Annotated in this window: 24 protein-coding genes; 13 read left to right on the top strand and 11 right to left on the bottom strand. The window is 67.9% G+C overall.

What is annotated here, in order from left to right:
- Positions 1–67: 67 nt before the first annotated feature.
- The 3 genes from MLE64_RS05750 to MLE64_RS05740 form a co-directional block, all read right to left on the bottom strand.
- A complete protein-coding gene (locus MLE64_RS05750; RefSeq protein WP_243316837.1) occupies positions 68–490 on the bottom strand; it encodes a hypothetical protein in 423 nt (140 codons plus the stop codon).
- A gap of 77 nt (positions 491–567) precedes the next feature.
- Entirely contained in the window at positions 568–1,239 is a 672-nt protein-coding gene (locus tag MLE64_RS05745; protein ID WP_243316836.1) for a YggS family pyridoxal phosphate-dependent enzyme, read from the bottom strand.
- On the bottom strand, positions 1,236–1,934 hold the full coding sequence (locus MLE64_RS05740) for a zinc ribbon domain-containing protein (RefSeq protein ID WP_243288642.1): 699 nt from the start codon (positions 1,932–1,934) through the stop codon (positions 1,236–1,238). Before MLE64_RS05740 ends, MLE64_RS05745 begins: the two co-directional genes overlap by 4 nt.
- A gap of 212 nt (positions 1,935–2,146) precedes the next feature.
- On the opposite strand from MLE64_RS05740, the gene MLE64_RS05735 reads away from it, so the two are divergent.
- From MLE64_RS05735 to MLE64_RS05710, 6 genes are all read left to right on the top strand, one after another.
- Positions 2,147–2,434 (top strand): co-chaperone GroES, encoded by a 288-nt coding sequence (locus MLE64_RS05735; protein ID WP_026852886.1) that lies wholly within the window; start codon positions 2,147–2,149, stop codon positions 2,432–2,434.
- Between the two features lie 27 nt (positions 2,435–2,461).
- Positions 2,462–4,087, top strand: a complete 1,626-nt coding sequence (gene groL, locus MLE64_RS05730; RefSeq protein WP_243288641.1) for a chaperonin GroEL — start codon at positions 2,462–2,464, stop codon at positions 4,085–4,087.
- Positions 4,088–4,470: 383 nt separating this feature from the next.
- The gene (locus MLE64_RS05725) at positions 4,471–5,250 is read left to right on the top strand and encodes a 4Fe-4S dicluster domain-containing protein (protein WP_243288819.1); all 780 of its coding nucleotides are present in this window, start codon (positions 4,471–4,473) and stop codon (positions 5,248–5,250) included.
- Positions 5,247–6,425: an NrfD/PsrC family molybdoenzyme membrane anchor subunit gene (nrfD, locus tag MLE64_RS05720; protein WP_243316835.1), complete on the top strand. Its 1,179-nt coding sequence runs from the start codon at positions 5,247–5,249 to the stop codon at positions 6,423–6,425. The genes MLE64_RS05725 and nrfD overlap by 4 nt, the downstream gene beginning before the upstream one ends.
- 1 nt (position 6,426) lies before the next feature.
- Positions 6,427–7,959 carry a sensor histidine kinase gene (locus tag MLE64_RS05715; RefSeq protein WP_243316834.1) on the top strand — a complete coding sequence of 511 codons (1,533 nt, stop codon included), beginning with the start codon at positions 6,427–6,429 and terminating at the stop codon, positions 7,957–7,959.
- A gap of 9 nt (positions 7,960–7,968) precedes the next feature.
- Positions 7,969–9,090 (top strand): response regulator, encoded by a 1,122-nt coding sequence (locus MLE64_RS05710; protein ID WP_243316833.1) that lies wholly within the window; start codon positions 7,969–7,971, stop codon positions 9,088–9,090.
- A 46-nt stretch (positions 9,091–9,136) separates the two neighbouring features.
- Here the strand turns inward: MLE64_RS05710 and lipA are convergent, their stop codons facing one another.
- Positions 9,137–10,021: a lipoyl synthase gene (gene lipA / locus MLE64_RS05705; RefSeq protein WP_243316832.1), complete on the bottom strand. Its 885-nt coding sequence runs from the start codon at positions 10,019–10,021 to the stop codon at positions 9,137–9,139.
- A 50-nt stretch (positions 10,022–10,071) separates the two neighbouring features.
- Between lipA and MLE64_RS05700 the strand changes: the two genes are divergently transcribed.
- The 3 genes from MLE64_RS05700 to MLE64_RS05690 are packed head-to-tail and all read left to right on the top strand — an operon-like array spanning position 10,072 to position 11,910.
- Entirely contained in the window at positions 10,072–10,887 is an 816-nt protein-coding gene (locus MLE64_RS05700; protein WP_243316831.1) for a segregation and condensation protein A, read from the top strand.
- Positions 10,884–11,357: a hypothetical protein gene (locus MLE64_RS05695; RefSeq protein WP_243316830.1), complete on the top strand. Its 474-nt coding sequence runs from the start codon at positions 10,884–10,886 to the stop codon at positions 11,355–11,357. The genes MLE64_RS05700 and MLE64_RS05695 overlap by 4 nt, the downstream gene beginning before the upstream one ends.
- Positions 11,358–11,406: 49 nt before the next feature.
- Positions 11,407–11,910 carry a tetratricopeptide repeat protein gene (locus MLE64_RS05690; RefSeq protein WP_243316829.1) on the top strand — a complete coding sequence of 168 codons (504 nt, stop codon included), beginning with the start codon at positions 11,407–11,409 and terminating at the stop codon, positions 11,908–11,910.
- A gap of 3 nt (positions 11,911–11,913) precedes the next feature.
- Here the strand turns inward: MLE64_RS05690 and MLE64_RS05685 are convergent, their stop codons facing one another.
- Together MLE64_RS05685 and uvrC are read right to left on the bottom strand one after the other, a co-directional pair.
- A complete protein-coding gene (locus MLE64_RS05685) occupies positions 11,914–12,825 on the bottom strand; it encodes a YaiO family outer membrane beta-barrel protein (protein WP_243316828.1) in 912 nt (303 codons plus the stop codon).
- 17 nt (positions 12,826–12,842) lie between these two features.
- A complete protein-coding gene (gene uvrC, locus MLE64_RS05680) occupies positions 12,843–14,669 on the bottom strand; it encodes an excinuclease ABC subunit UvrC (RefSeq protein ID WP_243316827.1) in 1,827 nt (608 codons plus the stop codon).
- 74 nt (positions 14,670–14,743) lie between these two features.
- Here uvrC and MLE64_RS05675 point away from each other — a divergent pair, with 74 nt between their 5' ends.
- Positions 14,744–15,367, top strand: coding sequence for an MBL fold metallo-hydrolase (locus MLE64_RS05675; RefSeq protein WP_243316826.1), 624 nt, complete (start codon positions 14,744–14,746; stop codon positions 15,365–15,367).
- 1 nt (position 15,368) lies between these two features.
- On the opposite strand, the gene MLE64_RS05670 is transcribed toward MLE64_RS05675, so the two are convergent.
- Positions 15,369–15,968, bottom strand: a complete 600-nt coding sequence (locus MLE64_RS05670; RefSeq protein WP_243316825.1) for a hypothetical protein — start codon at positions 15,966–15,968, stop codon at positions 15,369–15,371.
- Positions 15,969–16,068: 100 nt separating this feature from the next.
- Between MLE64_RS05670 and MLE64_RS05665 the strand changes: the two genes are divergently transcribed.
- Positions 16,069–16,842 (top strand): slipin family protein, encoded by a 774-nt coding sequence (locus MLE64_RS05665; RefSeq protein ID WP_243316824.1) that lies wholly within the window; start codon positions 16,069–16,071, stop codon positions 16,840–16,842.
- On the opposite strand, the gene MLE64_RS05660 is transcribed toward MLE64_RS05665, so the two are convergent.
- Positions 16,829–18,781: a transglutaminase TgpA family protein gene (locus MLE64_RS05660; protein ID WP_243316823.1), complete on the bottom strand. Its 1,953-nt coding sequence runs from the start codon at positions 18,779–18,781 to the stop codon at positions 16,829–16,831. The two genes, MLE64_RS05665 and MLE64_RS05660, sit on opposite strands and share 14 nt — an antisense overlap.
- Positions 18,778–19,899, bottom strand: a complete 1,122-nt coding sequence (locus tag MLE64_RS05655) for an anhydro-N-acetylmuramic acid kinase (RefSeq protein WP_243316822.1) — start codon at positions 19,897–19,899, stop codon at positions 18,778–18,780. The genes MLE64_RS05660 and MLE64_RS05655 overlap by 4 nt, the downstream gene beginning before the upstream one ends.
- A 69-nt stretch (positions 19,900–19,968) precedes the next feature.
- On the opposite strand from MLE64_RS05655, the gene MLE64_RS05650 reads away from it, so the two are divergent.
- Entirely contained in the window at positions 19,969–20,556 is a 588-nt protein-coding gene (locus MLE64_RS05650) for a hypothetical protein (protein WP_243316821.1), read from the top strand.
- A gap of 243 nt (positions 20,557–20,799) precedes the next feature.
- Positions 20,800–23,547, top strand: coding sequence for a TonB-dependent receptor (locus tag MLE64_RS05645; protein ID WP_243316820.1), 2,748 nt, complete (start codon positions 20,800–20,802; stop codon positions 23,545–23,547).
- Between the two features lie 54 nt (positions 23,548–23,601).
- On the opposite strand, the gene gatC is transcribed toward MLE64_RS05645, so the two are convergent.
- Complete coding sequence (gatC, locus tag MLE64_RS05640; protein ID WP_243316819.1) at positions 23,602–23,886, bottom strand: Asp-tRNA(Asn)/Glu-tRNA(Gln) amidotransferase subunit GatC; 285 nt, start codon at positions 23,884–23,886, stop codon at positions 23,602–23,604.
- 1 nt (position 23,887) lies between these two features.
- Positions 23,888–24,931: a tRNA (adenosine(37)-N6)-threonylcarbamoyltransferase complex transferase subunit TsaD gene (gene tsaD, locus MLE64_RS05635; RefSeq protein ID WP_243316818.1), complete on the bottom strand. Its 1,044-nt coding sequence runs from the start codon at positions 24,929–24,931 to the stop codon at positions 23,888–23,890.
- Positions 24,932–24,937: the final 6 nt, after the last annotated feature.

Below are 24,937 nucleotides of genomic sequence, written 5' to 3'. Positions count from 1 at the left end.
AATCCCAAGGCCATTTCGGCGTTCCAGGAGGTCATCTCCCTTCGGCCTCTCGCGAACTGAGGCTGGATCAGATCTTTTCTTCGTCCACCAGTTCCCGGATGCGCGCCAGGGCCGTGTCGAGCTGGCCCTGGAGCAGCTTCTCGGCGCCCATCATGGCCATCATCATGGGGATGTCGGCCTCGTCCACGAGGCACAGGGTGCAGCCTTCGCTGCTCGAGGCAATCTCGAAGCGCAGCTCGTGGTCGAACATCTTCTTCGCACCGGGCACCAGCACCACCCGCTGGCCGGGCACGCGCTCCTTCACCACCAGCTCCTGGGGCATCTTCATGCCCATGACCTCGATGACGTAGCTGTGCCGGTCGGCGTCGCCCTGGAAGTTCATGGCGGCCGGCTCCAGGAAGGCCCGGTGCTTCGACAGGTCCGAGAGGAACGCGAACAGCGCGTCGGCGGAGACGGGCAGCGAGGCCGTGGCGGTCTTGATCGTGGTCATGGGGACTCCGGGGACGAAGGAACCATCGAACCACGAAGCGGGCGGGGCCGGGAGGCCCTACCTCCGGACAGGATGGCTCACCGGATGTAGACCCGCTCGCCGAAGAACGCGGTGCCGATGCGGATCTGGTCGGAGCCCGCGGCGATGGCGGCCTCCAGGTCGGCGCTCATGCCCATGCTGAGGCGCAGGGGACGGCCCAGGTCCTGCTGCAGCCGCTCGCGCAGGGTGGTCAGCTGGGCGAAGGCGCCTTCGTCCTCGGGCGGGGGAATGGCCATGAGGCCGCGCAGGGGCAGGCGGGGATCGTCGCCCAGGGCCTCGATCAAGGCGGGCAGATCCGCTTCGGCGCAGCCGCCGAGCTTGGTGGCCTCGTTCCAGAGGTCCACCTGGATCCAGACGGGGCGCACCACGTCCAGCTCCTCCGCCAGGCGCCGCAGGCGCTCGGCCAGCTCGGGGCGGTCCAGGCTCTGGATCTCGGTGAAGTGCTGGAGGGCGGGCTTGGCCTTGTTGCGCTGGAGCGGGCCGAGGAGGACGAAGGCCAGGTCGGGCAGGGCCGCGGCCTTGTCGGCGCCTTCCTGCACGTAGTTCTCGCCGAACCGCGTGAAACCCAGGGCAGCGGCCTCCTGGATCAGCTCAAGGGGCTGCTTCTTCGACACCGGCAGGAGTTCGATGCGTTCGGGATCCCGGTTCCCAGCCTCGCAGGCACGGGCGATGCGGGCCCGCAGGGCTCCGACCCGGTCCGCCAGGCTCACGGCAGGAAGAGGATCCGCTGGCAGGATTCGCAGGCCACGGGACCCTTGGCCTCCTTCAGCTGGAAGAGGAAGGGGCCACGCAGCTTGACGTGGCAGCCGGTGCAGGCGCCGTTCTCCACGGGCACCACCACCCGTCCCTGACGGGCGCCGGCGAGCCGATGGAAGCGCGTGACCTCCGGAGCCGAGAGCTTCGCTTCCAGTTGCGCCTGCTTGGTCTGGAGCTGCTTGCGCCCCTCCACCTGGTTGGCATGCTCGCCCAGGAACACCGAGTGGAGCTCGTCGAACTTCACCTTGAGGGTGGCCCGCTCGGCTTCCAGAGCCTCCAGGGCCTGCTCCAGGGCCTTCGCCTCGGTCTCCAGGGCCTTCAGGGGCTTGGCGATGGAGGCCTTCAGCCGCTCCTTCTCGTCCAGCTCGCGGATGGCCGCCGCGTACTGCACCTTCTGGCTGGTGGTCTTCACGGCGGCGCGGGCCCGGTCTTCTTCCTTCTGGGCTTGGGCCAATTCCTTGGTCTTCACCTGGATGTGGATCCGGGCCGAATCCAGGGCCTTGGTCTTTTCCGCCGTCTGCTTCTCGATGGCTTTGAGCCGAGTGTCCAGGACCGCCAGATCAGGAGGCAGGGCCGACAGGTCGCGCTCAATGGTCCGAAGGTAGTCCAGGGTGGCTTGCAGGTCGCGCAGGATGGCGAGGTGTTCCATGAAATTGAGGCTACACCCTGCCGAGGGTCCTGGTTCGCATTTGGATATCTGACATTTGATAGAAGAAAATATGAATTGAATACACTAAAATTTTGGACAATTCGGGAAGATCCTGCTTGACCAGGTCGTGGGCCGATGACAGACTTGGCACTCGCTGTGGCTGAGTGCTAACAGTCCCATTCGTTTCTTTCTCTTCTTTCCAAGGAGGTCCCATGGCCATCAAGCCTCTTTCCGACCGCGTCGTGCTGAAGCGCGTCGACGCCGCCGAGACCGTCAAGGGCGGCATCATCATCCCCGACACCGCCAAGGAGAAGCCCATGGAGGCCGAGGTGGTGGCTGTCGGCGAGGGCAAGATCAACGAGAACGGCACTCGCAATCCGATGTCCGTGAAGGCCGGCCAGAAGGTGCTGATCGGCAAGTACAGCGGCACGGAAGTGAAGATCGACGGCGTCGACCACGTGATCGTGCGCGAAGACGAGATCCTCGCGATCGTCGGCTAAGACACCTCAGAAACCAAGGAGACACACATGGCCAAGTCCATCATCTATGCCGAAGATGCCCGCCAGGCGATCCTGCGCGGCGTGAACAAGCTCGCCGACGCGGTGCAGGTCACCCTCGGCCCCAAGGGCCGCAACGTCCTCATCGAGAAGAAGTTCGGCTCCCCGCTCATGACCAAGGACGGCGTCACCGTCGCCAAGGAAGTGGAGCTCAAGGACAAGCACGAGAACATGGGCGCCCAGCTGGTGCGCGAGGTCGCCTCCAAGACCTCCGACATCGCCGGTGACGGCACCACCACCGCCACCGTGCTGGCCCGCGCCATCTACCGCGAAGGCATCAAGGCCGTCGTGAGCGGCGCCAACACCATGGAGATCAAGAAGGGCATCGACCTCGCCGTCGACACCGTCGTGGCCGCCATCGATGAGATCAAGAAGCCCGTGGAGGGCAATGCCATCGCCCAGGTCGGCACCATCTCCGCCAACGGCGACGCCGAGATCGGCAAGATCATCGCGGAAGCCATGGCGAAGGTCGGCAAGGATGGCGTCATCACGGTGGAAGAGGCCAAGGGCCGCGACACCGAGCTGACGGTGGTCGAGGGCATGCAGTTCGATCGCGGCTACCTCAGCCCCTACTTCGTGACCAACCCCGACCAGATGAAGGTCGAGCTGGAGAACCCCTACATCCTCGCCTACGAGAAGAAGGTCTCCAACATGCGTGACCTCCTGCCTCTGCTGGAGCAGGTTGTCAACAGCCGCCGCCCCCTGCTGATCATCGCCGAGGACGTGGATGGCGAAGCGCTGGCCACCCTCGTGGTGAACAAGATCCGCGGCACCCTGAACGTGGCCGCCGTGAAGGCCCCCGGCTTCGGCGACCGCCGCAAGGCCATGCTCGAGGACATCGCCATCCTGACCGGCGGCAAGGCCATCAGCGAGGACCTGGGCCTCAAGCTCGAGAACCTCACGCTGGCTGACCTCGGCAGCGCCAAGAAGATCGTCATCGACAAGGAGAACACCACCATCGTCGAGGGCGCCGGCGCCAGCGAGGCCATCCAGGGCCGCGTGAAGCAGATCCGTGCCCAGGTCGAGGTCTCCACCAGCGACTACGACAAGGAGAAGCTGCAGGAGCGCCTGGCCAAGCTCGTGGGCGGCGTCGCCGTCATCAAGGTGGGCGCGGCTTCCGAGACCGAGATGAAGGAGAAGAAGGCCCGCGTGGAAGACGCCATGCACGCCACCAAGGCCGCCGTCGAGGATGGCATCGTGGCCGGCGGCGGCGTCGCGCTGCTCCGCAGCCTGCCCAAGCTCACCGCACTGAAGGCCACGGGTGACCAGGCCACCGGCGTCGAGATCGTCCGCAAGTCCCTGGAGGAGCCCCTCCGCCAGATCGCCAACAACGCCGGCGTCGAAGGCTCCGTGGTCGTGAACACCGTCCGCGAGGGCAAGGACAACTACGGCTACAATGCCGCCACCAACGAGTACGGCGACATGGTGAAGTTCGGCGTGGTCGATCCCGCCAAGGTGACCAAGTCCGCCCTGCGGAACGCCGCCTCCGTGGCCGCCATGATGCTGACCACCGAAGCCATCATCACTGAGCTCCCCGAGCCCAAGGCACCCGCCCCTGCGGGCCCCGGCATGGGCGGCATGGAAGACATGTATTGATCAGAAGCAGCTGTCAGCCATCAGCTTTCAGCTGTCGGAGAAACGCCCCGCGCATGCGGGGCGTTTCTCGTCTCAGGCCGGAATAAAGGGGACTTTGACGTCCCAAGAACACGTTGCGATGTGACAAAACCCCACCCGCAGGGGGGATGAGGGACGGAAGCGGAAAACCTCTCCCGATGGGGTGGGCTGGCGGGAAGATCCGGCAGGCCTAACCCGCGCCGTTCCTGGGAACTGCCTCGCGCAAGTGAGGCTTTTTTCTTATATCAGACAACATCGTCATTTTTAATTGCTACCAAGGGGTTGACTATGGTCCCGACCGAATGGATGCTTCTTCCGAACCCCCGGGAATGTCTCCCGGGCACCTTGAAAAAGCAGGAGAACCCATGGGCATGGGCCTTCTCTTTGACGCGACGCGCTGCATCGGATGCGGCGCCTGCAGCTCCGCCTGCAAGGAGCAGAACAAGCTACCGGGGAAGGTAGAGGAGGTGTTGACGGCCTATACCTGGACCACGGTCCAGGAGCGGGAGGGCCTCAACGTCCGGCGCCTGTGCATGCACTGCGAAGTGCCCACCTGCGCCTCCGTCTGCCCCGTGGGCGCCCTGAAGAAGACGCCGGAAGGCCCCGTGGTCTACGATGCCGAGCGCTGCATGGGCTGCCGTTACTGCATGATGGCCTGCCCCTTCGAGATCCCGAAGTACCAGTGGGACCGGCCCGTGCCCGTGGTCGGCAAGTGCATCATGTGCGCGGGCCGCCTCAAGGAGGGCAAACCCACCGCCTGTGCGGAGGCCTGTCCGGCGGAGGCCACCATCTTCGGGAAGAAGGAGGACTTGATCTGGGAGGCCCGGACGCGCATCCGCCAGAAGCCCGGCGCCTACGTCGACCACATCTACGGGCTCACGGAGGCCGGCGGCACGTCGGTCCTGATGATCTCCAACGTGCCCTTCGACAAGCTGGGGCTGAAGTCCAACCTGCCCGGAGAGCCTCCGGCCATGAAGACCTGGCAGGTGCTGTCCAACATCCCGGACTTCGTCGCGGTATGGGCCGTCTTCCTCTACGGGGTGCACTGGATCACCGCCCGGCGGGAGGAGGTGGCGAAGGCCACGGCCAATGGAAACGGGAACGGTCGCGACGGGCAAGGCCACGGACGGGAGGACCGGTCATGAACACCACGCTCACCACGCCCGCCACGCTGGCCGGACGCCGCTTCCGGCCCGGCTTCTGGACCGCGGTCTTCGTGCTCCTCTTCCTCGCGTTCTGCGCCGTGTCCGTGATCCGCTATACCAAAGGGTTGGGCGCCGTCACCAATCTGAGCGACCAGTTCCCCTGGGGTCTCTGGATCGGCTTCGACCTCCTCTGCGGCGTGGGCCTGGCCGCCGGCGCATTCACCCTCACGGCGGTGGTCCATCTCTTCAACCTGCGCCGCTACGAGCCCATCGTGCGCCCCACCATCCTCACGGGCTTCCTGGGCTACGCCTTCGTGATCGTGGCGCTGCTGCTGGACCTGGGCCAGCCCTGGCGCATCTGGCATGCCATCGTCTACTGGAACACGCACTCGGTCATGTTCGAGGTGGCCTGGTGCGTGATGCTCTACACCACGGTGCTGGCGGTGGAGTTCTCGCCGGTGGTCTTCGAGTACTTCGGCTTCCACGCGCCGGCGAAGTTCATCCACCAGCTCATCACGCCCCTGGTCATCCTCGGCGTGATCCTCTCGACACTCCACCAGTCCTCGCTGGGATCCCTCTACCTCATCGTTCCCAGCAAGCTGCACCCGCTCTGGTATTCGCCGATGCTGCCGCTGCACTTCTACATTTCGGCCATCGGGGCGGGCATCGGCATGATCATCCTGGAATCCTACCTCAGCAAGCGGGCCTTCCACCGCCACCTGGAGATGGATCTCCTGGAGCCCCTGGCCCGGGGCATGGTGGTGGCGCTCGGCATCTACGGCCTCATGCGGCTGCAGGGGATCGCCCGCAACCATGCGTTCGGGACGATCTTCGACCTCAGCTATGAAGGGCGCATGTTCCTCCTCGAGTTCGCGCTGGGCGTGGTGCTGCCTGTGGTGCTGATGTCCTTCCGGAAGCTTCGCACGAATCCCGATTGGCTGGTGGCGGGCGCCTTCCTCGCGGTGCTCGGGTTCGTCATGAACCGCCTCAACGTGAGCATCACGGGCATGGAGGCGGCTTCCGGCACCCGCTACCTTCCCTCGGCCATGGAGATCACCGTCTCCCTCGGCCTCGTAGCCATCGGCATGGCGGTCTTCGCCTTCGCGGTCCGCACCTTCTCGGTCTTCCCCGAGGGTCCGGTCGCTGGCGCCAAGGAGCTCTCCAGGAGGAGCTAGCATGCGAACCCGCATCGGCACGCGGCTCGTCCTGGGCGCTGGCCTCGCGACCGCGGTGGTGATCGGAGGCATGGCCTTCGCCGTCCTCCGATCCCACACGGCGCAGCTCCTCGCTGAACGCACCCGCAGCGCCGACCAGCTCAGCGAGACCATCAAGAGCGCCACCCACTTCGACATGCTGGAGAACCGGCGGGAGAACCTGCACCGCCAGATCCGGGCGGTGGGCGACCTGCGCGGGGAGGGCATCCGGAAGGTGCGGGTGTTCAACAAGGAGGGCCGCATCATGTTCTCTTCCGCGGAGGAGGAGATCGGCACCAGCCTGGATATCCGGGGCGAGGCCTGCTACGCGTGCCATGCCGAGGGTCGTCCCCTGGAGCGTCTCGGCATCCAGGCCCGGGCCCGCACCTTCCGCGCTCCGGATGGGACTCGCGTCCTGGGGCTCATCAACCCCATCCCCAACGAGCCTTCCTGCTCGACGGCGGCCTGCCACGCCCACAGCGAGAAGCAGAGCTTGCTGGGGGTCCTTGATGTGAACGTCTCCCTGGCCGAGGTGGATCGCGAGATCAGCCACAGCCGGACGCTGATGTTGCTCTCGGCCACCGTGGCCATCCTGGCGGGCGGCCTGATCCTCTGGTTCCTCAACCGGAGCCTGGTGGTCAAGCCCGTCGCGGCCCTCGTGGCGGGCACCCGCCGGGTGGGCGAGGGGGACCTTGGCACCACCATCCCCGTGAGCGGCAACCACGAGCTGGGCGAACTGGCCGGCGCCTTCAACACCATGTCCCAGCGGCTGGCGGAAACCCAGCGCCAGCTGGCCCAGGCGGACAAGCTGGCCTCCGTGGGACGGCTGGCCGCCGGCGTGGCCCACGAGATCAACAACCCGCTGACCGGAGTGCTGAGCTACGCCTCCCTGCTCCGCAAGCGGCTGGACGGCGACAAGGACTCCTGCGATGACCTGGATGTGATCGTGCGGGAGACCGTCCGGTGCCGCGGAATCATCCGTGGGCTGCTCGACTTCGCCCGGCCCACGCCGCCCGCCCGCAAGCCCATGGATCTGAATGAGGTGGTGCGACGGGCCGTGTCCGTGGTGATGACCCAGCTGTCCCTGAACCAGGTGGATCTGTCGCTGGACCTGGCTCCCCAGCTCCCCGTGGTCCACGCGGACGCGAACCAGATCCAGCAGGTGGCCGTGAACCTGCTGCTGAATGCCGGGGATGCCATCAACGGCGAGGGCGGCACCATCAAGCTCACCACGCGGGCCGGCGCAGAGGGCTCCGTGGAAATGCTCGTCCAGGACAACGGCCGCGGCATCCCGGCGGAAGACCTGCCGCGCATCTTCGAGCCGTTCTACACCACCAAGGGGAGCCATGGCACAGGCCTGGGCCTTGCCGTGAGCTGGGGCATCGTGGAAGCCCACGGTGGAACCCTGGAGGTCCACAGCGACCCGGGCCAGGGCACCTGCTTCACCCTCCGCATCCCCGCGTCCGCCGGCTCCGGCGAGGGCACCGGCCCACTCCCCATTCCCACCACCACCTAGGAGGTTCCCATGACCGCCCTGCTGATCCTTTTCATGTTCGTCGCCTTCGTGGGCATCGACTTCCTGGTGCGCACGAGCCTCCGCCGCATGCGCGAGAAGCGCGAGCGTCAGGCCCGGGAAGCGGTGCTGAACACAGCCATCCACCTCGACTTCACCTACGAGGCCAAGAGCCTGAAGCGCGTGGAGGTCCCCAATCCCAAGGCCAGGATCCTGGCGGTAGACGACGAGGCCGTGGTGCTTGACTCCTTCCGGCGGATCCTGGTACTCGAAGGCTTCAGCGTGGACACCGTCGAGCACGGCCCCGAGGCCCTGGGCCTGATCCAGCGCCACGACTACGACTTCCTCTTCACGGACCTCAAGATGCCGGACATGGATGGTGTGGATGTGGTGAAGGGGGCCAAGCACCTGCGGCCGGACCTCGACGTGGTGGTGATCACCGGCTACGGCAGCATCGACACCGCGGTGCAGACTCTCCAGTTCGGGGCCTGCGAGTACGTCCAGAAACCCTTCACCGCCGACGAGCTGGCCGAGTTCGCGAAGAAGATCCTCATCAAGCGCGAGGCCCGCATCGAGGCCCAGCGGCGCCCGAACGTGCGCGTGGTGGCGCCTGAGATGGCCGAGGTTTTGTCCGCCAGCGAGTTCTGCGTGCCCGGCGGCGCGTTCCTGTCCACGGGCCACGCCTGGGTGCGCATCGAGCCCGAGGGCCAGATCCGCGTGGGCATCGATGACTTCGTGCGGAAGGCCCTCGGCTCGGTGAAGGGCGTGGTGCTTCCGGAACGCGGGAAGACGGTGCGGCAGGGCGACATCCTGTTCACCCTGAAGGGCGCCTCCGGCGAAGTCCACGTGGCCGCGCCGCTCAGCGGAAGCGTCGAGCACCACAATGAGGGCCTCCTCTCCACGCCTTCCGACCTCATGCACAGCCCCTACGATCGCGGCTGGGTCTGCCTGATGACGCCCAGCGACCTGGCCGGCGAGCTGGCGGACCTCAAGATCGGGCAACCCGTCATCGACTGGTACCAGGACGAGATCACCCGCTTCAGGACCGCGGAGACGCCTCTGGCGGCCGGCACCCTGGACTGGTCCACCTTCGAGAAGCAGTTCCTGGGACAGAGCGAGCACGCCCGGGCCTGAGCCTCGGCCGCCTGCCGGGGAGAGCCTGTCGGGAGAGCTTCGGGGCCTAGCCCTCGAAGCTCTCCTTCGCGTGGTAGCTGGACCGTACGAGCGGGGCGGACTCCACCCGCTGGAAGCCCATCTCCAGGCCCTTCCGGCGGTACAGATCGAACTCGGCCGGTTCCACGAAGCGGTCCAGGGGCAGGTGCAGCTCCGAAGGGGGAAGGTACTGGCCGATGGTGGCGATGTCCACGCGGCTCTTCCGCCAGTCGGCCATCAGCTCGAGCACCTGCTCCGGCGTCTCCCCCAGGCCCACCATGATGCCGCTCTTCACGCGCATGGCCGGGGCGTGGACATCGCGCCACTCCGCCGTCCGGCGCAGCACCGTGAGGCTCTGGGCGTAGTCGGCGTCCGGCCGCACCCGCCGGTAGAGGTGGGGCACCGTCTCGACGTTGTGGTTCAGCACATCGGGCCGGGCCTCCAGCACCGTGAGCAGGTCCGCCTCGCGGCCGCGGAAATCCGGGATGAGCACCTCCACCCCGCAGTGGGGCGACAGAGTGCGGATCCACTGGATGGTGGCGGCGAAGTGCGCGGAACCCCCGTCCGGAAGGTCATCGCGGTTCACGGAGGTGACCACCGCGAACTTCAGGCCCAGGCGGGCGACGGCTTCGGCTACGCGCTGGGGCTCCTCCGGGTCCAGCTCGCCCGGGCGGCCCTTGCCCACGTTGCAGAAGCCGCAGTGCCGGGTGCAGACGTCGCCCATGAGCATGAAGGTGGCCGTGCGATGGACGCCCCAGCACTCGTGCAGGTTGGGGCAGCGGGCCTCCTCGCAGACCGTCACCAGCCGCTGCTCGCGGATGAGCCCCTCGACCTCCGCCACCACCTCTGGCGCTGGAACGCGGATCTTCAGCCAATCGGGACGGGGGCCGGGGAGGACGGGAGGGCGGGCCATGGCCTTCCATTGTCGCTCAAGGGCGCCCGATGGCGAGGTAGAATGGGCCCATGTCCGACACCCCCCAGGAAGTCCCCGAATCTGTGGCTGAAGGTGCGCCCGCGCCGGAGGTCCCGAAGACGTTCGAGCCTCCCAAGGGCTTCGAGACGAAGTTCCGCGGGCTGGCGCTCCATCTGTCGGCCTTCGAAGGCCCTCTGGACCTGCTTCTGCACCTCATCCACGAGCAGAAGCTGGACATCCTGAATCTGCCCATGGCCGAGGTCACGCGGCAGTACATGGAATACCTCAAGCTCATGGAGGAGCTGAATCTGGAGATCGCGGCGGAGTTCGTGGCCATGGCGGCCCAGCTGCTGCAGATCAAGTCGCGCCTCATGCTGCCCCGACCGCCCCAGGAATCGGGCGAGGAGGACCCGCGCGAGGCGCTGGTGCAGCGCCTGCTGGACTACCAGCAGGTGAAGGCCGCGGCCCAGGTCCTGTCGGATCGCGAGTCCGACTGGCAGAAGGTGGCCTTCGCCCCGGGCCTCGACCTGGAGGACCACAAGCGCGTGGAGGACGAGCCCATCCGGGCCACGCTGTTCGACCTGCTCGGCGCCTACCGCGAGGCACTCAAGCGCCTCCTCCCGCCGCCGCCGGTGGAGGTGCGGACCCAGCCCAAGACGCTGGAGCAACGGGTGATGGAGGTGCTCCGTGACCTCCAGGATGGTCTGTGGAAGCCCTTCCAGGGCCTGCTGGGCCCGGCGCGGACCCGGGAGGAGCTGGTGCTGACCTTCCTGGCCCTGCTGGAGCTGGTGCGGACCGGCCGCATCTCCCTGGTCCAGGGGGAGGCGTTCGGGGAGATCCGCGTCAAGGCCTCCGAGGCCGCGTGATCGAGGCGCCCGAGCACCTCCGGACGGCCTGCCGCCAAGCCCGCCTCGTGGGGTTGGCCCTCTGCCTGGGCACGCCCATCCTCATCGGGGCCCTGATCCTGTCAGGCCTCGTGCCGCCCGGGAACCATCCGCCGGAGGGGACGTATCTCCAAGTGGGCCATCTCTTCACTGGCCTGGTCTTCTTCTCCGCCGCCTGGGTGCTCTGGCGGCGCGGAGCCGTGCTGAAGGCCTTTCCCGGCGTCCCCGTCCCGCAGCAGGCCGGCGTGGTCCTCCGGGAGACTCTGCTCTACGCGGCGCTGTTCGAGCTGAGCAGCCTCTACGGACTGGTGTACTGGCTGCTGGTGGGGACCTATGCTCCGCGGCACGTGTTCGGCTTCATCGTGCTGTCCCCGCTCCTGTTCCTGGCCTTCGCCCCCCGGCTCCGCCACTGGGCGAAACCTCTGGAACCGGGTCCCGGGAGGGGCAAGTGAGCCGCCTGGCATTATCCTGAGTGTCGCCAGTCGAGATCCAGGGGGCCCCATGAGTGAACACGAGACGCGGCCAGGCCAGGAAGGCGCCCCGGACCAGACCCACAAGCTGGTCCTGCCTGTGACGTCCGATCCAGTCCAGCGAACGCAGAAGATCTCCATCCAGGCCGGGACCTCCGGGCAGACGCAAATGCCGGGCGCCCCGGAAGGTGCTTCCCGGCCGTGGACCTGGAAACTGCTCCTGGGCTTCGGGGGCATTCTCGCCGTGGGGGGAGCGGCGCTTCTGCTGTCCTCGCGGGGGCCGGAGCTCGGGGTGCCCAAACCCCAGGGTGGGGCTCCGGAGGCGGGGGCGCCGGACGCGATCCGGGCCTACCTGGACCAGGCCCAGGCCGGGGACGTTCACGCCATGCGGATGCTCGGCGTGATGTACTACTACGGCCTCAACGTGCCGCAGGACCGGGAGAAGGGCCTCCATTGGTACCGCCAGGCGGCGGAGAAAGGCAGCGACGCGGCCCGCGAGGATCTCGCCAGGCTCCAGATGGGGGCCGCGAAGTAGGCCTCAGAAGCTGACCACCACCTGTAGGCTGCCGCCCCAGAAGTGGTAGGTCGAGGCCTTTTCGCCCCAGGTGGCTTCCGCCTTCAGGGCCAGGGATGGATTCAGCGGCCAGTGCCCGGAGAGACTGGCGAGACGCTCCTGGGGGCGGACGCCAGGCAGGAAGGCCGCGACACCCGTCGTGCCGCCCATCATGGACGAGCCGGTACCGCCAGATCCGAACCGGCCTCCGTACCCGCTGCCGCCCGTGGTCATGGCCGTGGTCGTGGAGGCGAGACCGCCCCCGGAGGCGGTGCTTTCGATGATGCCCCGCCCCCAGGCCAGCCGCAGGTTGTGCCACATGGCGAGATCGTTTCCGCCGAACCTGAGGTTCAGGATGCAGCCGTCATCGGAATCCCCGTAGGGTTCGTATTGGAGCCGCTGGTACCAGACCGAGGCGCTCCAGGACCGGCCCTGGTAGCCGGGGCCCGCCTGGAGCAGCCGGACCTCCTGGTCCCCATCGAAGCGGCTGAGCGCGCCGGCCAGGTCCACCTTCCATCCGTGGGTGACGTCCAGGTGGAGACCCACATCCACCCGGCCTCTCGGCAGGATGTCCGTGTTGGTGCCGCCGCTGACGCCCAGGTAGACCGAAGAGGCCTTGCCGACGAGCAGGTACTTGCCCACGGAGAAGAGCGTCCCCTTGCCCTCGGGCCGATCAAATCCCACGGCGGCGAGCTGCCAGGGCCCGCCGCGGGTGGGGTAGATGGTGCCTTCGAGCGCCCACCCCTTCCACCGGCCGTAGCCATCGGAAAACGCCTGATCGTATCCCCCGATGGCCACGCGCGTGAGGGTGGTGGGCTGGGGAAGGTCGAAGTCGAACGGATCCTCCTGAGCGGATAGCCCCAGGCAGGCCAGCAGGAGGAGGACGCGTCGGATCATCGGGGCTCCGGATGGGCCTAGATGCTATCGTCCGGGCGAACCTGTTTCCATGCCTCGATACGCGCGGTGGCGGCCGGGCCAACCGCCGCCGCCAGGTCGGCCACGCTCGCTTCCCGAACCCGGGTGGCGCTGCCGAAGGTCTGCAGGAGCTTCTTCGCCGTGGCGGGGCCGATGCCGGGGATCTGCGTGAGTTCGGTCTGGAGGGTGCGCTTCGCCCGCAGGGCCCGGTGGTAGGTGATGGCGAAGCGATGGGCCTCGTCGCGGATGCGCTGGAGCAGCTGCAGCACGGGGGATGACTTGGGGATGCGCAGGGGCTCGCTGGAGACCGGCCGGAAGACCAGCTCCTCCTTCTTGGCGAGGGAGCCCAGCTCCAGCTGGTCGATGCCGAGTTCCTTCAGGGCGGCCTCCGCCGCATGCAGCTGTCCCAGGCCGCCGTCGATCAACACGAGGTCCGGGAATTCCTGCCCCTCGTCCCGCATGCGCTTGTAACGGCGCGTGACGGCTTCGTGCATGTTGGCGAAGTCGTCGTTCTGCTCGTTCGTCATCTTGAAGCGGCGGTAGCGGGCCTTGTCCGGAGTGCCTTCGCTGAACACCACGCAGCTGGCCACCACCTCGCGGCCCTGGCCGTGGCTGATGTCGAAGCACTCGATGCGGCGGGGCAGGTGGCTGAGGCCCAGGAAGGCCTGCAGGCCCTCCAGCACGGCCTCGTTGAGGCGTGCAGGCTCGAACTTGCGCTCCAGGGCCAGCCGCGCGTTCTCCTGGGCCATGGCCAGCAGGTCCACCTTCTCGCCCTTCTTCGGCACCTGGATCTGGGGTCGCGATCCGCGCATGCCGCCCAGCCAGTCCCGCAGCAGCTCCGCGTCCTCCGGCTCGACCTCCACCAGGATGCGGCCGGGCACGGGATCGGCACTGTAGACGCGCTGGAGCACCTCCGCCAGCACGGCGCCATCGAAAGCCTCCACGTCCTGCAGCACGTACTCCTGGCGCCCCATCATGCGGCCTTCGCGCAGCATGAGGCGGTGGACGCAGGCGCGGCCGTCCAGCACGGCGCTGCCGTACACGTCCAGGTCCTCCAGGTTGGGGCTGGCGGCTTTCTGCCGCGTGAACCAGGCGTCCACCTGCTGGAGGGCGTCCCGGTGCTGCGCGGCCTGCTCGAAGGCGGCGGCTTCGGCGGCCTTCCACATGGCCGCCTCCAGCCGCGCCTTCAGCTCGTCGCGCTTGCCCTCGAGGAACAGCCGCGCTTCCTTCGCCTGCTCCCGGTAGGCCTCCTGGCTCACGGCGGCGATGCAGGGGGCCGTGCAGCGGTGAAGCTGGTATTTGAGGCAGGCCCGGCCTCGCTTGCCGTCGATCTCGATGTCGCAGTCGCGGATCTGGAAGAAGCGGTACACCAGCTCCGCTGTGCGGTAGGCGGTGCTGGCGGGGAAGAAGGGGCCGTAGTAGAGGCCGCCGTCCTTCCGCACCTTCCGCGTGACGAAGACCTTGGGGAAGGCCTCCTTCCAGGTGAGCTTCACGTAGGGGTAGCTCTTGTCGTCGCGGAGCAGGATGTTGAAGGGCGGCAGGTGCTCGTTGATGAGGTTGTTCTCCAGCACCAGGGCTTCGAGCTCCGTCTCGCAGACGATGAACTCCAGGTCCCAGATGCGGGCCACGAGGCGCCGCGTCTTGGCGTCCAGGTGCTTGTTCTGGAAATAGGACTTCACCCGGTTCCGCAGCACCTTGGCCTTGCCGATGTAGAGCAGGTTCCCCTTCTGGTCCCGGTAGAGGTAGCAGCCCGGGCGCAGGGGCAGGTCCGAGAGCTTGCGCTGGAGGGCGGGGGACTTGTCGAGGTTGTTCCGGATCGCGGCCACAGTTCAGTGTAGCTATCAGCTATCAGCTATCAGCTATCGGCTATCGGCGAGGGCGGATCTGGGACAATGGGGGGATGCTGAACCTCGAGACCTTCCCCGTGGGCCCGCTGGGCTGCAACTGCTCCCTGCTGTGGGATCCGGACACGAGCCGGGGCGTGGTGGTGGACCCGGGCGGCGATGCGCCGAAGATCCGGAAGCGCGTGGAGGCCCTGGGCTTCCGGGTGACGGCCCTGCTGCACACCCACGCCCACTTCGACCACGTGGGTGCCACGAAGGAACTGCAGGACCTCTGGCAGTGTCCCGCCCACCTGCACGGAGACGACACCTTCCTCATCGAGGCCCTGGCCCAGCAGACGGCGATGTTCGGCATGCCGGCCATCCCCCAGCCCGAGATGACGGGCCTGAACGCCGGGGACCGGCACATGGACCTCGCCACCCTGCACACCCCGGGCCATACGCCGGGTTCCTGCTGCTTCCATGGCACCTTCGAGATGGGCCAGGTGCTGCTGGCCGGCGACACCCTCTTCCGCGGCGGCGTAGGCCGCACGGACCTCTGGGGCGGGAACTGGGACGCCCTGGAGCAGAGCATCCGCCGCGAGCTCTACGTCCTGGAGGGCGCCACGCTGGTGATCCCGGGACACGGGCCCGCCACCACCCTCGGCGAAGAGGCGGCGAGCAATCCCTTCGTTCGGAAATAGACTATCGGCCGAAGCGGAAGACGGCGCTCACGGCCAGCCAGCTGATCGAGTCCATGCCCAGGCCGTCGGCCCCGTTCTTCTCCACCGACACGCTGTTGAGGTGGCCCTCGAGGCTGAAGAGGCGGGAGAAGGTGTAGCCTCCGCCGATGCGGAGGCCGATGCGGCCGGACTGATTCGCCTCCACGTCCGGGAAGCCCGCGAGCTCGTAGGTGGCCTTCACCTTGTTCACGTTCAGGCCCACGAGGAAGTAGCCCCCCAGGGACGGCGAGATGGCGTTGAAGACGTAGTCCGCCCCGAACTGGGCCACGCCGAACGTGTTCCGCTGCGTGCTTCCGAAGATCGTCTGCTCCTTGCTCGCGAACCCGTTCGCGTTGAGGACCAGGCGCATCTGGTGGTGCTGGGTGAAGTTGAAGTCGATGTGCCCGCCGACATGGGCGCCAAGGCCCTGGTTGGCGCCGAGGTAATAGCCCCCCTCCTTCTTATCGGCGAAGTCGCCAACGGGGAAGCCGAGGCCCGCCTGCAACCCCCCGTTCAGGGTGGTGGTCTGCGCCACCAGGCTGGTTCCGGCCGCAAGCAGGAATGCCAGGATCTTCACGCTCATAGCCCCTCCTGGAAGAAACCGCCCAAAGGATAGCCGAGAAGCGGGTTGTCTTTCCCGGCTTTCTCTGGTGGCATGATGGGCATCCCCTCGGAGGCCACTAATGCCAGACCTGTTCGCCACCTCGTTCGGCTGTTTCGGCCCGATCGCGCTCGTCCTGCTGATCTACTTCTTCGCCTGCCTCAAGGTGGTGAACGAGTACGAGCGGCTGGTGGTCTTCACCCTCGGAAAGGTGGAGGACCGGCCCAAGGGGCCCGGCCTCTGCTTCGTGTGGCGGCCTTTCCAGACGGCCGTGACCGTGAGCCTGCGCACCGTCGTGATGGACGTCCCCAGCCAGGACATCATCACTCGCGACAACGTGAGCCTGAAGGTGAGCGCCGTCGTCTACTTCAAGGTGCTGGATCCCAAGGCGGCCATCGTGGGCGTGGAGAACTACTACTACGCCACCAGCCAGATGGCCCAGACCACGCTGCGCAGCATCCTGGGCGAGGTCACGCTGGACGAGCTGCTGGCGGACCGGGAGAAGCTGAGCCAGCGCCTGCGGGAGATCATCGACCGCTCCACCGAGCCCTGGGGCATTGAGGTCACCAGCGTGGAACTCAAGAGCGTGGACCTGCCCGAACAGATCCAGCGGGCGATGGGCAAGCAGGCCGAGGCGGAACGCGAGAAGCGCGCGAAGATCATCGCCGCGGAAGGCGAGCTCATGGCCAGCCAGCAGCTGCTGGAGGCCGCCAACAAGATCAGCGAGAACCCCACGGCCATCCAGATGCGCTACCTGCAGACCCTGGCGGAGATCGCCACGGAGAAGAACAGCACCATCGTCTTCCCGCTGCCCATGGAGTTCATGAAGGCCTTCGAGAAGTTCACCGGGAAATAGGAGCCTTCCAGCCCCGCCAGGCTGCGGCCTCCGCCTTCGCCAGGGCGGAGGCCGCGCTGTTCCGGCCGCCGTAGGCCTCGGCGTCCACCCGGCCCGCGAGCTCCAGCAGGGCCCCGGAGCGCTCGGGCCGCAGGGTGGCGAGCCGCAGCAGCCATGCCCTGGCTGTCTCTCCGGCCAAGGGGGCGGCCACGCGCCGGGTCCGGGCCAGCAGGGGGCGCAGGGCCCGGACGGCCCCCGGGCCCGCTGGCGCAGGTCGCCATAGCCGCCGCGTCCGCCAGGCGATCCAGGCGGCGGCCGCCAGGGCGAGGCCCCAGGACAGGCCGGTCGGCGGCGCCTTCCAGCGCCACTCCCAACCCTGGATCCGCGCCTGGATCCAGGAGAGGCCTGCCACCTGGTCCTGGTCCGAGAAGCGCACCACATGGCGGTCCCACTGGTAGCGCAGCGTGTCGAGCCAGCGCGAGAGAAAGCCCAGGCTGTGCGGGCCTTCCCGGGGATCCAGGCCCGCGGCGGCCGGCGTGGGATCCGCCACATGCCAGCGGCCCTGATCCCAGTACTCCACCCAGCTGTGGGCCTGGTCCTGGCTCACGCGGAAGTAGCCGCCCTCGGGGATCCAGGGACCCAGGCGGAAGCCGTTCACCACCCGGGCAGGCACGCCCCGCGCTCGCAGCATCAAGGCCATGGCCGAGGCGAAGTACTCGCAGTGGCCGGCCTGCGTGCGGTCCAGGAAGTCCTCCAGAGGATTTGCTGCCCGGCCGGAGGGGTTGTCGAGGGTATAGCGGAATCCGCGAAGGGAGCGCTCCAGGGTCCGGGCCAGCTCCGGCGTGGGCAGGATGCCCGGCGCCAGGCGCAGGCTCCAGCGCCGGGCGGCCTCATGCTCGGGTCCCAGCTCAAGCAGGTGGCCGAGCCGCCGGGAGGACAGCGCGGCCTCCGCCGGACCGGCGTTCCCCGGGCTCCAGGTCACCTCCAGGGGCATGGGGCTGCTCCGGGGGAACCGCCATCGGATGCTGCCCCCTCCGCCCCGACGCAGGGGCATGTCGGGGGTCAGGCCGGTGGTTCCGTAGGGCAGGGTGAGGATGCCCTGGGCGCTGGGATAGAACAGGAACTCCGCCTGTCTGGCGCCGGCTCCACCCTGCGGGCTTCTCCCACCGGCGGGCGTCAGGTCCCAGACGCTCCAGCGTGGGCCCTGGACCGTCTCCAGCGCCAGGCCGCGCAACAGGTCCAATCCAGGCACGGTCGCCGGATCCGTGCCGGATGGCGGCGCGATGCGAAGGACCACCTCGGGGTTGGGTTCGATGGGGCCGCCGGCGGCCAGGTCCACCTGGTCGCCGAAGCCCGCCCGGCCCGCGGCCGCCGCGGTTCCCATGAACGCCGCGGGGCGGAACCCGGCCTGGAGGCGGGGCAGGATGAGGAAGAAGGTGGCGCCGATCAGCAGGGTGGCGCCGATCCAGCCGGGGATGCGGGCGTAGGGCGGCGGGGAGAGCACGCCGCGACGCAGGCTGGCGGAGCCTTCCCAGCTCTGCTGGAGCAGGGCCGCCGCGGCCGATCCCAGCCAGAGCAGGGCCCACGCCAGGAACACCAGATCCGTGGTGCTGACGGCCGTGGTGAGGAAGAGCAGGAAGCCCATGAGCACCAGCTGGCGGCGCTGCGGCAAAGCCCTGGGCAGGACCAGCCTCATGCCCGCCAGCAGAAACAGGGTGTGGATGGCCACCGGGAAGATGCCTCGGCCCCGGGCGAGATCGGCCAGGAAGAATACCAGGGCGCCAGCCTCCAGCCAGCGGTGGTGCCGGCCCAGGTCCCAGCGCAGGGCCTCCACCACGGCCGCGGCCACCAGGGGCAGGGCCATGACCGCCAGCTCGCCGGGATCGTAGATGTCCGTGGACACGGCCGCGCCGAAGGCCACCCAGAGAGGCAGGTGGTCGACCCAGCGGGCGAGCCTCACGGCCAGACCCAGCTGCCGAGCACCACGGGCCGCGCGGCGCCGGTCACCTCCGGCAGGTTTCCGGGCAGACCCAGAGCGCTGGCGGCGCCGAGCAGGGCCCAGCTCACGGCCTCCCGGGCGCCGCTGGGGAAGGCCGCGTCGTCTTCGAGGGGCAGCGGCAGGCGGGACGCCAGCTCCGCGCGCAGGCGACCATGCAGGGCCCCGCCGCCGCTCACCAGGCCGCGGGCATCCGCCGCCAGGGGCTTGAGACGCGCCGCTTCCCGAGCCACGGCCTCGGCGCTGAAGGCGGCGAGCGTGGCCAGGCGATCCGCCATCGGAAGGGATTCCAGTCTCCCGGTCTCCGCCTCGAGCCAGGCCTCGCCGAAGACTTCCCGGCCGGTGGACTTGGGGGGCATCGCCTGAAAGTACGGATGCGACAGCCAGCATTCCAGCAGCTCGGGATGCGCCTCTCCGGTGGCCGAGGCGCCTCCGGGATCGAAGGCCAGGCCCAGCCAGCGCCGGGCCGCGAGATCCAGGAGGGACATGCCCGGACCCGTATCCCAGGCCCGGAGCCGATGGCCGTCCCAGTAGGCCAGGTTCGCGATGCCGCCCAGGTTCAAGGCCAGCCATGGCTCCGGGCCCCGCAGCCAGCGCTCGGGCAGGGGCACCAGCGGAGCGCCCTGACCGCCCAGGGCCATGTCGCGGCGGCGGAGGTCCCACACCACGGGGCAACCCAGGACCTCGACCAGCACGTAGGGGTCTGCCAGCTGAAGCGTGGCGCCCTCCGCGGGCCGGTGCTGGACGGTCTGGCCGTGGAGCGAAGCCAGGTCGGGTTTCAGGCCCAGGTTCGCGCAGAGCTCTGCCGCCGCGCGGGCGTGGTGGTCCCCCAGGCGCCGCTGGAGGATGCAGAGTTCCGCGGGAGCCAGCCGGTTCGAGGCGGCCGCGAGGACCAAGGTTTTCAGGCCCTCGGGATAGGGTGTCGCCTGGTGGCCCAGCAGGGCGCGGAAGGGCCGTCCGGCTTCGAAGCCCCGGGGGTCCACCTCCACCGCCGCCACATCCACGCCGTCGGCGCTGGTGCCGGACATGAGGCCCAGCACGCGCCAGGGGCGGTCCTCCGGGAGCGGGATGCGGGAAGGCATGATGCTGATCATGCCAGCAAGTACCGCCTTGGGGTTTCGAGGTACCCTTGAGGTTCCCCGGGGGTTCCCATGTTCTGGATCATCCTCATCATCGGCATCGTGCTCTTCTTCGTCCTCCGCGGGAAGAAGGACCGCCCCGAGCAGCTTGGCGCCTCCCGTCGGGCCCTCCCGACGGCGCCGCTGGAACCCCACACCTTTCCGTGCCCTTATCCCAAGTGCCCCGCCTGCGGCGCGACGGGAGACAAGATGGTCCAGGAATGGGATGGTCTCCGGGCTGTGAAGTGGACCTGCGGCTACTGCGGCGCCCTGGCCGGCGTGCAGACCCTCAAGGATGAGGAGTTGCCGCCCTCCGCGCGGCGGCGTCTGGGCCTTGATGCGCCCATGCAGGGAGCGGCCCCCATGCAGCAGGGCGGCTACGGCCAGCCGGGCGGAGGCATGGGCGGCCTGCTCACCGGCATGATGATCGGGAGCATGATGGGCGGCGGAAACCACCACCATCACGATGGGCAGAGTGGCGATGACGGCTGGGGCGGCGGCGCTTCCGGCGGCGGCTCCAGCGACTGGGGCGAGTCCAATGGGGGCGACTGGGGCGACTCCGGTGGCGGAGGCGACTGGGGCGGCGGGGATTCCGGCGGCGACTCTGGCGGTGATTGGTAATACGGAACCAGGGATCAGCGCACAGATCAGCGCACAGATCAGCGCATGGAAACCCGGACGGCCGGGTTGGCTGATCTTGTCTTTATTCAACTAGATGACTGTACCGGCATAAATAACGATCTTTGTATCGCTAATGGATGTTTTGGAAATTTTCCTTGATGCAGACATTCAAATGTCCATGATGAAGCCACTTCTTTTTTTGAACCTGGCCATCCGATGGTGGCCATTCCTTTTGGAGCGGCCATGGCCAGCCGTCGCATGCGCTATCTGACCCTGCTTCTAGCCTCCGGGGCCATCCTCTCGGCCCAGACCACGGGCGCCCTCCAGGGCCGGGTGCTGGACACCAAGGGACGGCCGGTTGTCGGGGCGCGCGTGGTGCTGAGCGGCAACACCATGCAGGGCGGACGTTCGGCGGTGACGGATGAGACTGGATCCTACCGGTTCGGGCTGCTGCCTCCGGGACCCTGTGTCGTCACTGCCACCAAGGAAGGCCTGAACACCGCGAAATCCCAGCTCCAGATCGGCCTGGATCGCACCGCCACCGTGGATCTGACCATGAATCCCGTGGCCACCGCGACGGTGGAAGTGACGGATGCCACCACCAACGTGGACATGAAGGCCACCACCGTAGGGGCAAACTACACCACGGACACCCTGGCGAAGCTGAACGTCTCCCGCGACTTCGCGAACATCGCCCTGCTCGCCCCCGGTGTCAGCCAGGACAACGCCGGCTTCAAGGTCTATGGCGCCACGGGCGCGGAGAACAACTTCGTGGTGGACGGCATCAACGCCACGGACGTGGAGTTCGGGACCAAGGGCAAGAAGGTGCCCATGGAGTTCATCCAGGAATTCCAGGTGAAGACAGGCGGCTACGAGGCCGAGTACGGCAAGGCCATGGGCGGCATTATCAACGTGATCACGAAGTCCGGCGGCAACGACTTCACCGGGGATGTGTTCGTCTATTCCGAAGGCGCCCTCCTCAAGACCGGCAACAAGCACCAGAACGACGGCAACCTCTCCAAGCCGCTGGTCCTCGAGGACAAGACCCTGGAGTTGGGCTTCGACGTGGGTGGGGCCATCATCAAGGACAAGCTCTGGTACTTCATCGCCTATGACCGGCGGAAGGAGGACCAGACCTACGGCATCCGCATCGGGCCCGAGGCCGGCCAGCAGGCTCCCCAGAACTCCAAGCGTGACCTCTTCGCGGCCAAGCTCACCTGGCGGGTGACCGAGAGCCAGAGCCTCATCGCCTCCATCGTCGGCGACCCCGAGACCATCACGGGCGCCGTGAAGTCGCCCCAGGGCAGCGTGGGCACCTGGGACGGCGAGAACAAGGTGGGCGGCACGGACCTGAGCCTGCGCTACGAGGTCACCGGCGAGAAGTGGTTCGGCCAGCTCCAGGTGAGCCGGCACCAGCAGACCAGCTCCATCCTCCCCGGGGTGGGCGGAAGCCAGACCCAGCTGGTGGATCAGGTGGGCGGGGGCGCCCAGAGCGGCGGCTTCGGGCGCTGGGACGACAAGAAATTCACCCGCGACAACATCACCGGCTCCCTCACGGGTTTCCTTGGTTCCCATGAGGTGAAGGCCGGCTTCGACCTGCAGTACGACAAGGCTGACATCCACCGGAGCTACACCGGAGGCCAGCTGGTGACGCTCCTCCAGGACGATGGCTTGGGGACGGCCACCTCGAAGGTGTACTCCCACTACTGGTGGACCACGGCCGCGGGCCAGCTGACGCCGACCTTCGACGCGCCCAGCATCGTCTTCGCCTCCAAGCCCAAGCACGAGAGCCAGGCCTTCTTCATCCAGGACAAGTGGACCGTGATGCCCACGCTGACCGTGAACCTGGGCGTCCGCACGGACCAGACGGACATCAAGGACCAGTTCGGCGCCAAGGTGATCTCGCTCAAGGACGAGTGGGCCCCACGCGTGGGCGTCATCTGGGACTTCCGCGGAAAGGGCCAGGACAAGGTCTACGCCAGCTTCTCGCGCTACTTCGAGCAGCTGCCCCTGGACCTGGTGATCCGCTCCTTCAGCGTGGAGCGCAACCCCACCACCTACAACTACAGCCCCACCAGCTACGCGCCGGATCCCGCCGCCGAGGCTGCCATCGGATCGACCTCCTCCATCGTCGGGTCCTACGTCGAGCCCGTGGACAGCAACCTCAAGGGCTCGTACACGGACGAGATCATCGTCGGCGCCGAGTCCACCTTCCGGAACCTCTACGTCCTGGGAGCCAAGTACATCCGCCGCTACCTGGGCCGGGCCATCGAGGACGGGCTGGACGTGAACTCGCCCCTGGGCGACTACTTCATCATGAACCCCGGCGTCAGCTCCCCGGCGGGCGTGACCTATCCCAAGGCCGTGCGCGACTTCACGGGCGTGGAACTGACGGCGCAGCGCAAGCTCGCGGACCGCTACACCTGGCAGTTCAGCTACCTCTGGAGCCAGCTCAAGGGCAACTACGAGGGCGCCTACCAGGGCATCGGCGGCGTGGACGGCACGGGCCAGCTGGATCCCAACATCAACAGCGCCTTCGACCTGCCCGAGTTCATCACCAATAGCTATGGCCGCCTCAGCGGCGACCGCACCCACCAGATCAAGGCGAACGGATCCTACGAATGGGATTTCGGCCTCAGCGCCGGCGCCTCCATCACCTACCAGACCGGCACGCCCATCAGCCGGCTGGGGTACCACGACGGCTACGGGCGCTATGAGCTGTTCCTCGTTCCCCGGGGCACGGAGGGTCGCACCCCCGACAACACGCGCCTCGACGTGAACGTGGCCTACACGATGCAGCTGCCGCGCAAGCAGCGCCTGCGCTTCGTGGCGGAGATCACCAACCTGCTGGATTCCCAGACCGCCACGGTCATCGACCAGCGCTACAACTTCGCCCAGGCGGACGTGGGCCAGACCAACCCGAACTACAAGGGGGCGTTTGCATTCCAGGTCCCGCGCTCAGTGCGTCTCGGCGTTCGCTATAGCTTCTGATCTCGGCAGAGTTTCAGCGGGAAGCGGCTCCTGCGGGGGCCGCTTTCCTTTTGGTCACAGCACCTTGGGGACGACGAAGTGCCCCCGATCCTGCTCTGGCGCGTTGGCCAGGGCTTGGGCCTGCGTGAACGTGTCCCGCGGTTCGTCCTCGCGGCGGGGCAGGGGGTGGGCCAGGGCCTGGAACATCGGTTCCACGTCATCCAGCGGAAGGTCATCCAGGCTGGCCGCATGGGTGAGCATCCGGGCCATGGCCAGCCGCATGGGCTCGATCTCCTCCTCCCGAAGGCTCAGGTGGGCCAGGGTGGCGCAGCGCAGCACATCCTCTCGGGTGACGTCCATGTCAGGCTCCAAGCTTGAGGTCGGCGTCGGCGTTCTGGATCCAGGGCTCGGCGTCTGGCTCCAGCAGGGCGCCGGCGGCGGCGATCATGGCGCCATTGTCCGTGCAGAGGCGCGGTTCAGGGATGGCCAAGGCCAGGCCGGTCCGGGCGGCCACAGCCTCCGCATCGGCGCGCAGCCTCGAGTTGCAGGCCACGCCGCCGCTGATCACGAGGCTCCGGGCGCCATGCTCTTTGGCCAGGGCGGGCACGGGCTTCAGCAGCCAGGTGCTGATGGCCTCCTGAAGGCTGCGGCAGAGGCCCTGGACCTCGGGATCATCAGCGCCCGCCGCGGCCAGGCGCGGGTTCCTCTCCACCCGCAGCTTCACGGCGGTCTTGAGGCCCGAGAAACTCCAGGAGGCCTTGCCGTCGCGGAACTTCGGCGGCGTGAAGGGATCCGCGGCCCTTTTCGCGATGCATGCGCAGGCGTCCACCACCGGGCCGCCGGGATAGCCCAGGTTCAGCATGCGGGCGGCCTTGTCGAAGGCCTCGCCTGCCGCGTCATCCCGCGTTTTCTGGAGGAGCTGGAGCGAGGTCCAGTCCTTCGCCAGGTAGAGGTGGGTGTGGCCGCCGGAGACCAGCAGCACCAGGGCCGGAAAAGGCAGGCCGGGCGCAGAAAAGCGGGTTGCGTTGAGGTGCCCCAGGAGGTGGTGGACCCCCACCCATGGGATTCCTTCCCGCCAGGCCAAAGCCTTGCTGGCGCTGAAGGTGGCCAGCAGGCTGCCGACGAGGCCGGGCCCGCGGGTGACGGCGATGCGGTCCAGATTCTTCAGTCCGATTCCCGCCTGCGCCAGGGCCCCGGCCATGACCGCGCGCACCTGCAGCAGGTGCTCCCGCGCGGCGAGCTCGGGCACCACGCCGCCGAAGGGCCCGTGGATGGCGTCCTGGCTCTCCCGCACCAGCGATTTCAGCACCGGGCCCGCGGCCGTCTCCTCCACCACCGCGGCGGAGCAGTCGTCGCAGGAGGATTCCAGGCCGAGGACCAGCATCCGGATAGTGTAACTTGGCACCTGGAG

This window comes from Geothrix paludis, from assembly GCF_022808815.1.
Taxonomy (GTDB): Bacteria; Acidobacteriota; Holophagae; order Holophagales; family Holophagaceae; genus Geothrix; species Geothrix paludis.
This window is presented reverse-complemented; position numbering and strand designations above follow the sequence as displayed.

Excerpts from the sequence above, each read along its gene's own strand:
- MLE64_RS05710 (WP_243316833.1), top strand. The coding sequence starts at position 7,969 with ATGACCGCCCTGCTGATCCTTTTCATGTTCGTCGCCTTCGTGGGCATC.
- MLE64_RS05665 (WP_243316824.1), top strand. The coding sequence starts at position 16,069 with ATGCCAGACCTGTTCGCCACCTCGTTCGGCTGTTTCGGCCCGATCGCG.
- MLE64_RS05700 (WP_243316831.1), top strand. The coding sequence starts at position 10,072 with ATGTCCGACACCCCCCAGGAAGTCCCCGAATCTGTGGCTGAAGGTGCG.
- MLE64_RS05725 (WP_243288819.1), top strand. The coding sequence starts at position 4,471 with ATGGGCATGGGCCTTCTCTTTGACGCGACGCGCTGCATCGGATGCGGC.
- MLE64_RS05645 (WP_243316820.1), top strand. The coding sequence starts at position 20,800 with ATGGCCAGCCGTCGCATGCGCTATCTGACCCTGCTTCTAGCCTCCGGG.
- lipA (WP_243316832.1), bottom strand. The coding sequence starts at position 10,021 with ATGGCCCGCCCTCCCGTCCTCCCCGGCCCCCGTCCCGATTGGCTGAAG.
- MLE64_RS05750 (WP_243316837.1), bottom strand. The coding sequence starts at position 490 with ATGACCACGATCAAGACCGCCACGGCCTCGCTGCCCGTCTCCGCCGAC.
- nrfD (WP_243316835.1), top strand. The coding sequence starts at position 5,247 with ATGAACACCACGCTCACCACGCCCGCCACGCTGGCCGGACGCCGCTTC.
- MLE64_RS05740 (WP_243288642.1), bottom strand. The coding sequence starts at position 1,934 with ATGGAACACCTCGCCATCCTGCGCGACCTGCAAGCCACCCTGGACTAC.
- MLE64_RS05675 (WP_243316826.1), top strand. The coding sequence starts at position 14,744 with ATGCTGAACCTCGAGACCTTCCCCGTGGGCCCGCTGGGCTGCAACTGC.
- MLE64_RS05685 (WP_243316828.1), bottom strand. The coding sequence starts at position 12,825 with ATGATCCGACGCGTCCTCCTCCTGCTGGCCTGCCTGGGGCTATCCGCT.
- MLE64_RS05655 (WP_243316822.1), bottom strand. The coding sequence starts at position 19,899 with ATGCCTTCCCGCATCCCGCTCCCGGAGGACCGCCCCTGGCGCGTGCTG.
- MLE64_RS05715 (WP_243316834.1), top strand. The coding sequence starts at position 6,427 with ATGCGAACCCGCATCGGCACGCGGCTCGTCCTGGGCGCTGGCCTCGCG.
- MLE64_RS05690 (WP_243316829.1), top strand. The coding sequence starts at position 11,407 with ATGAGTGAACACGAGACGCGGCCAGGCCAGGAAGGCGCCCCGGACCAG.
- groL (WP_243288641.1), top strand. The coding sequence starts at position 2,462 with ATGGCCAAGTCCATCATCTATGCCGAAGATGCCCGCCAGGCGATCCTG.
- MLE64_RS05735 (WP_026852886.1), top strand. The coding sequence starts at position 2,147 with ATGGCCATCAAGCCTCTTTCCGACCGCGTCGTGCTGAAGCGCGTCGAC.
- gatC (WP_243316819.1), bottom strand. The coding sequence starts at position 23,886 with ATGGACGTCACCCGAGAGGATGTGCTGCGCTGCGCCACCCTGGCCCAC.
- MLE64_RS05650 (WP_243316821.1), top strand. The coding sequence starts at position 19,969 with ATGTTCTGGATCATCCTCATCATCGGCATCGTGCTCTTCTTCGTCCTC.
- MLE64_RS05670 (WP_243316825.1), bottom strand. The coding sequence starts at position 15,968 with ATGAGCGTGAAGATCCTGGCATTCCTGCTTGCGGCCGGAACCAGCCTG.